Here is a 6,552-nt window from a genome sequence, read left to right as displayed (position 1 = left end):
GGCGTCGATCAGCTTGTTCAGCTCGGCGGCGTCGGCCACCGGGGTGAGGTCGTCCAGCGGCTCCCCGGCGCCGTGGCTGTCCAGCATGGCGAGCTCGGCCTCGACGTCCGGGTAGCCCATGGACACCCGGGCCATGAACCGGTCGCGCTGGGCCTCCGGCAGCGGGTAGGTGCCTTCCATCTCGATCGGGTTCTGGGTGGCGATCACCATGAACGGCGACGCCAGCCGGTAGGTGTGGCCGTCGACGGTGACCTGGCGCTCCTCCATCGCCTCGAGCATGGCCGACTGGGTCTTGGGCGACGCCCGGTTGATCTCGTCACCCACCACGATGTTGGCGAACACGGCGCCCGGCTTGAACTCGAAGTCCCGGGTGTTCTGGTTGAACACCGACACCCCCGTGACGTCGCTGGGCAGCAGGTCGGGGGTGAACTGGATCCGCCGCACCGTGCAGTCCAGCGACCGGGCCAGCGCCTTGGCCAGCATGGTCTTTCCGACGCCGGGGACGTCCTCGATGAGCAGGTGGCCCTCGGCCAAAATGACGACGAGGGACAGTCGCACGACGTCGGGCTTGCCGGAAATCACGCTCTCGACGGCGGCACGGATGCGGGTGGCGGTGCCAACGAGGGCGTCCAGGTCAGCGGAGGCTGCGGGGGCAGTCTGACTGCCGACGACGGACATGCCCTCCATTAGAACCCGTAACCGGCTCGTCCGGCGAGCGCTGAGCGGGCTCAGCCCACCGGACGCAACCGCTGGGCGTCGTCGAACAGCGACCGGGCGCCCAGCCGGGCCGTGACCAGGGCGGTGACCGCTCCGGCCGCGAGCAACATGTACATGACGACGATCTGGTAGCGGATCGCGGTGATCGGGTCCACCCCGGCCAGGATCAGCCCGGTCATCGCGCCCGGCAGGGAGATGATGCCGACCACCTTGGTGGCCAGGATCACCGGCGTCAGCGCGGTGCGCACCGCCTCGCCGGCGTAGCCCTCGAGAGCCTGGTCCGCGGTCAGGCCGAGGGACAGCCGGGCCTCGACCTGCGGCCGCAGGTCGGCCGCCGCGTTGCGCAGCCCGCGCAGCACCAGCGCGGCCACCTGCATGCAGGTGGAGATCACCATGCCGCCCACCGGCACGACGACCCGTGGCTGGAAGGCGATCACCCCGAGCACCAGCAGCACCCCCAGCGTGGTCACCGCTCCCACCGCGATGCCGGTGGTGGCGGTGCGCAGCGCCACCGGCATCCCCTTGGCCCGGCGGGACGCCTCCACCCCGGCGACCACGACCATGCCGGCCAGCCAGGCCAGCGCTCCGAGCAGCCCGGCGTGGCCGAACAGGAAGGACAGCACGGCGCCGACGGCGAGCAGCTGGACGAAGGCCCGCAGGCCGGCGATGAGGATCTCGCGGGTGATCCCCAGCCGCTGCCAGCCGGTGATCGCCGCGGCCAGCAGCACGAGAACGACCGACGCGGCCACGCCTACCCAAGTGGGGACCTCGGGGCTCATTCCCACTCCTCACTCTCGCCGGAGACCGCGCGCTGAAGATCCACGTCGGCGGCCGCGCCGCGGGCGGTGAGCCGCCCGCCGCGCAGCACGAGCACGTCGTCGGCGACGTCGGCGGCCCGTTGCAGGTCGTGGCTGACCAAGACGACGCTCAGTCCACCGCCGACCAGGCGGCGGATCACCTCGTCCACCGCGTCGGCACTGGTGGCATCCAGCGCGGACGTCGGCTCGTCCAGCAGCAGCGCCTCAGGCCGGACGGCGAGCGCCCTGGCCAGGCACAGCCGCTGCCGCTCCCCGCCGGACAGCCCCTCGGTGCCCCGGCCGAGCAGGTCCTCCGGCAGCGCCACCCGGCGCAGCAGGTCGGCGGCGTCGGCGTCCGGCAGGTCCGGCGCACCCACCCGCAGTTCCTCGGCCACCTGGCCGGTCAGCAGGGTGGGTTGCTGCGCCACCAGCCCCACCCGGCGGCGCAGGTCGGTGGGGTCCAGCGCGGGCAGCGGCACGTCGCGCAGCAGCACCCGGCCCGACGTCGGCTCGGCCAGCCGGTTGAGCATCCGCAGCAGGGTGCTCTTGCCGGAGCCGCTGGGCCCGACGATGGCCGTGCAGCGGCCCTCGTGCAGGTGGTCGGTGACGTCGACGAGGATCGGCCGCCCGTCGGCGACCAGGCCGACGTGCTCGAGGGTGAACAACGGGGCCGGCTCCACGGCGGCAGCCTCGCACGGCTGCTCCACTCCGCCCCACCCGGACCGCTCCCGGCACCGATCCCGCACCGATCGGGGGCGGATCGGGGGCGGATCGGGTGCGGTCCGGGCAGCCACCCCTGCCGCGGCGCTGCGAAGCCGCACGGGTGCCCCACTTCGCTCCACCGGACCTGACCTGCACGGATGTCAGCCGACGGCCCCCCGACACGGGGAAATCGGAGTCGAGGAGGGTTGACGGTGGGGGAAAGTGGAGTATGGTGGCGCGCACTGGAGCCAAGGGGACCAGTGGGGTTGGGGAGGTGGCGGCCGTGTTCCTCGGTACGTACCAACCCCGCCTGGACGACAAGGGCCGGCTCTTCCTGCCGGCGAAGTTCCGGGACGAGCTGGCGGGGGGTGTCGTGGTCACCAAGGGTCAGGACAACTGCCTGTTCGTCTTCACCCGGGCCGAGTTCGCCGGCATCACCCAGCGGATGGCCGAGGCGTCCTTCACCAGCAAGGCGGCCCGGGACTACTCCCGGGTGTTCTTCGCCGGGGCGTCCGACGAGGTCCCGGACCGGCAGGGCCGGATCACCGTCCCGGCCGCGCTGCGCAGCTACGCGAGCCTGGACAAGGACTGCGTCGTCATCGGCGCCAACACCCGGCTGGAGATCTGGGACGCCCAGGCCTGGGAGTCCTACCTGCAGACCAGTGAACCGACCTTCGCCGAGCTGTCCGAGGAGGGCATCCCGGGTCTGGGCTGACCCGCACGACGAGGACGCGCGGCGAGGTCTCCTCCCGCCCGAATGCTTCCCCGGCCGCTTCCTGGCGCACCTTCCCCGGTGCCAGGCGTCGACCAGCACCCTCCCCCTCGCGGGCGGGCGGGGACCTGGCTACGCGTCCATGACCACCGCACCATCGATGAAGGGTCGAACATGAGCACAGGCGTGGCGGCGGGGCCGACCGACCGGGGCACGGAGACCGCCCCTACCACGGTGCTCGACACCGTGCTGAGCAGCGGACTGCTCGACCCGCGCAGCGGGTCGTTCGTGTTCCTGCTCGCCGTCGGGGCCACCGTCGGCGTCGTCGTGCTGGCCCACGCGCTGCTCACGGTCCTCGGCCTGTAGCCCGCCCGTGTCTGCCCAGACCCCCGTGCCACGGCACGAGCCGGTGCTCCTGGAGCGCTGCCTCACGCTGCTGGCCCCCGCGCTGGACCTGACCGATGCCGTCCTCGTCGACGCCACCGTCGGCCTGGGCGGGCACAGCGAGGCGATCCTGCGCCGGTTCCCTCAGCTGCGGCTGGTCGGCCTGGACCGGGACCCGCAGGCCCTGGGCCTGTCCCGCGACCGGCTGGCGCCGTTCGCCGACCGGCTCACCCTGGTGCACGCGGTCTACGACGCGCTGCCGGACGTGCTGGCCGAGCTCGGCCGGCCCCGGGTGCAGGGCGTCCTGTTCGACCTCGGCGTGTCCAGCCTGCAGCTGGACGAGCGCGACCGGGGCTTCTCCTACGCCCAGGACGCACCGCTGGACATGCGCATGGACCAGTCCACCGGGCTGACGGCGGCCGAGGTCCTCAACACCTACCCGGCCGACCGGCTGGCCGCGGTGCTGCGGGAGTACGGCGAGGAGCGGTTCGCCAATCGGATCGCCGACCGCGTCGTCCGGGAGCGGGCCAGCACGCCGTTCCGCTCCACCGGGGCGCTGGTCGACCTGGTCCGCTCGGCCATCCCGGCCGCGGCCCGGCGGACCGGTGGCAACCCGGCCAAGCGGACCTTCCAGGCGCTGCGGATCGAGGTCAACGGCGAACTGGCCGCCCTCGAGGCGGCGCTGCCCGCGGCGCTGCGGGCGCTGGCCCTGGGCGGGCGGATCGTTGTCATGTCCTACCAGTCGCTCGAGGACCGGCTGGTCAAGCGGGCGCTGGCCGCGGGGGCGAAGGAGACGGCGCCGCCCGGCCTGCCCGTCGTCCCCGAGCAGGACCGGCCGTGGCTGCGGCTGCTGACCAGGGGGGCCGAGACGGCGCCCGCCGAGGAGGTGGCCGCCAACCCGCGGGCGGCGTCGGTGCGGCTGCGGGCCGCCGAACGGATCCGGGAGGTCGCATGAGCACGAGCACCGCGGCGGTGCCCCGCGCGCCGCTGGCCGCGCCCACGACCCGCTGGCTGCGCCCCGTCCCGCCGGCGGTGCTGTCGCCGTCTCGGGGAGCGTTCGCGATCCTCGTGGGCGGGCTGCTCGCGGCCGGGCTGCTCGGCCTGCTCGCGCTGAACACCGCGCTGGCCCAGCGGTCCTTCGTCGCCCACGACCTGTCCCAGCGGATCAACACCCTCACCGACCGCGAGCAGGCGCTGCAGCAGGAGGTCGCCGTGCTGGAGTCCCCGCAGTCGCTGGCCACCAAGGCCGCCGCCCTGGGCATGGTGCCGAGCGGCAACCCGGCGTTCCTCGACCTGCGCACCGGCAAGGTGCTCGGCCTCCCGGCGCCCGGTCGGTGAGCACCACCCGCCAGCCGCCGCGGCAGCCGGGGCGGCCCAGTGGCAGCACCGACCGCACCGGCCGCACCACCCAGCCGGGCACCCGCTCGACCGCCCGCTCCACCCGCCGCCAGTCGGTCGCGCCGAGCGCCCGCAGGGCACCCGCCCGGCGGCCACCGGCCCGGCCGCGGCGCCGGCTGCTCTCCTTGGCCGACCCCCGCCACCGGCTGCGCGCCGCGCTGCTGACGGCCGCCGTCGTCGGCTCGCTGTTCGTGGGCCGGCTGGTGGACCTGCAGGCCATCCAGGCCCCCGCGTACGCTGCCGAGGCCGAGGCCGGACGGCTGCGCACGGTCGACCTGCCCGCCGTCCGCGGTGACATCACCGACGTGCACGGCGTGGTCCTGGCCACCAGCGTCGAGGCGTGGGACGTCACCACCGACCAGACGCTCGTCACCGACCCGGCCGGCGAAGCGGCCCAGCTGGCCCCGCTCGTCGGCATCGACGCGGGGACCCTGCAGTCCCGGCTGACCGGGACCAAGCGGTTCGCCTACGTGGCCCGTCAGGTCACCCCGAAGGTGTGGGACCAGATCAAGGCGCTAGGCCTGCCCGGCATCTTCAGCGAGCAGACCAGCCGTCGGGACTACCCGTCGGGCGGCCTCGCCGCCAGCGTCGTCGGCTTCGCGGGGCAGGACGGCTCCGGGCTCGGCGGCCTCGAGCTGGGCTGGCAGCAGCAGCTGGCCGGCAAGAGCGGGGTGCACATCTTCGAGGCCGGCGCCGGCGGTCGGGAGATCCCCTCGGCGTCCAGTGAGGAGACCGACCCGGTCCCCGGTGTGGACCTGCGGCTGACCCTCGACCGGGACATCCAGTGGGAGGCCCAGCAGGCGCTGGCCACCCAGGTGCAGGCCGCCAAGGCCGACAGCGGCACGGTCGTCGTCATGGACCCGCGCACCGGCGCCATCCTCGCGCTGGCGACCGTACCGTCGTTCGACCCGGCCGACCCGGGGGCGGCGGCCCCAGCCGACCGCGGCAACCGGGCCCTGTCCGACGTCTACGAGCCGGGCTCCACCAGCAAGATCATGACCATGTCCGCGGTGATCCAGGAGGGCAAGCTCACCCCGAACAGCACCATCGTCGTGCCGTCGTCGCTCAGCCGCGGCGGGCGCACCTTCCACGACGACGTGCCGCACGGTCAGTGGAAGCTCACCCTCACCGGCGTCCTGGCCCGCTCCAGCAACATGGGCACCATGCTGGCGGCCGAGACCCTCGGCCCGAACAAGCTCTACACGTACCTGAAGAAGTTCGGCATCGGCGACCCCCCCGGCCTGGACTTCCCCGGGGAGAGCCCCGGGCTGCTCAGCCCGCCCAGCTCGTGGTCCACGGCCCAGTTCGAGACCATCGCGTTCGGCCAGGGCCTGGCCGTGAACGCGGTGCAGGCCGCGTCGGTGTACGCGACCATCGCGAACGACGGCGTGCGGGTGCGGCCCTCGCTGGTGGCCGGCAGCACCGGCCCCAACGGGGTCTTCACCCCGGCTCCCGCACCCACCAAGACCCGGGTGGTCAGCGCGACCACCGCCGCCGAGGTGCGCGCGATGCTGGAGAGCGTCGTCTCCGACGAGGGCACCGCTCCGATGGCCCGGATCCCCGGCTACCGGGTGGCCGGCAAGACGGGGACGGCGAACCGGATCGACTCCAGCTGCGGCTGCTACCGCGGCTACACGGCGTCGTTCATCGGGTTCGCCCCCGCCGACGCGCCTCGGCTGGTCGTCGCGGTGACCCTGCAGAACCCGAAGAACGGGCATTTCGGTGGCCGGCTGGCCGGCCCGGTGTTCAAGGACGTCATGTCGTTCGCGCTGCAGACGCTGCAGATCCCGCCCACCGGGACCACGCCGCCACGTCTGCGGATCACCGCGCCCTGACCGGTAG

At 73.8% G+C, this 6,552-nt stretch carries 8 protein-coding genes; 5 read left to right on the top strand and 3 right to left on the bottom strand.

The window, feature by feature from the left end:
- From VIM19_16490 to VIM19_16480, 3 genes are all read right to left on the bottom strand, one after another.
- The coding region (locus VIM19_16490; GenBank protein ID HEY5186453.1) for an AAA family ATPase at positions 1–678 on the bottom strand (678 nt) is incomplete at its 3' end.
- Positions 679–728: 50 nt separating this feature from the next.
- Positions 729–1,496, bottom strand: coding sequence for an iron export ABC transporter permease subunit FetB (gene fetB, locus VIM19_16485; GenBank protein HEY5186452.1), 768 nt, complete (start codon positions 1,494–1,496; stop codon positions 729–731).
- Positions 1,493–2,194, bottom strand: a complete 702-nt coding sequence (locus tag VIM19_16480) for an ATP-binding cassette domain-containing protein (protein ID HEY5186451.1) — start codon at positions 2,192–2,194, stop codon at positions 1,493–1,495. Before VIM19_16480 ends, fetB begins: the two co-directional genes overlap by 4 nt.
- A 305-nt stretch (positions 2,195–2,499) precedes the next feature.
- On the opposite strand from VIM19_16480, the gene mraZ reads away from it, so the two are divergent.
- From mraZ to VIM19_16455, 5 genes are all read left to right on the top strand, one after another.
- Complete coding sequence (gene mraZ / locus VIM19_16475; protein HEY5186450.1) at positions 2,500–2,931, top strand: division/cell wall cluster transcriptional repressor MraZ; 432 nt, start codon at positions 2,500–2,502, stop codon at positions 2,929–2,931.
- A 171-nt stretch (positions 2,932–3,102) separates the two neighbouring features.
- Positions 3,103–3,294, top strand: a complete 192-nt coding sequence (locus tag VIM19_16470; protein HEY5186449.1) for a hypothetical protein — start codon at positions 3,103–3,105, stop codon at positions 3,292–3,294.
- A 25-nt stretch (positions 3,295–3,319) separates the two neighbouring features.
- Positions 3,320–4,267, top strand: coding sequence for a 16S rRNA (cytosine(1402)-N(4))-methyltransferase RsmH (gene rsmH / locus VIM19_16465; protein HEY5186448.1), 948 nt, complete (start codon positions 3,320–3,322; stop codon positions 4,265–4,267).
- Positions 4,264–4,650, top strand: coding sequence for a hypothetical protein (locus VIM19_16460; protein HEY5186447.1), 387 nt, complete (start codon positions 4,264–4,266; stop codon positions 4,648–4,650). The genes rsmH and VIM19_16460 overlap by 4 nt, the downstream gene beginning before the upstream one ends.
- On the top strand, positions 4,647–6,545 hold the full coding sequence (locus tag VIM19_16455; GenBank protein ID HEY5186446.1) for a penicillin-binding protein 2: 1,899 nt from the start codon (positions 4,647–4,649) through the stop codon (positions 6,543–6,545). Before VIM19_16460 ends, VIM19_16455 begins: the two co-directional genes overlap by 4 nt.
- The last annotated feature ends 7 nt before the right edge of the window (positions 6,546–6,552 follow it).

It is taken from the genome of Actinomycetes bacterium, from assembly GCA_036510875.1.
GTDB lineage: Bacteria > Actinomycetota > Actinomycetes > Prado026 > Prado026 > DATCDE01.
This window is presented reverse-complemented; position numbering and strand designations above follow the sequence as displayed.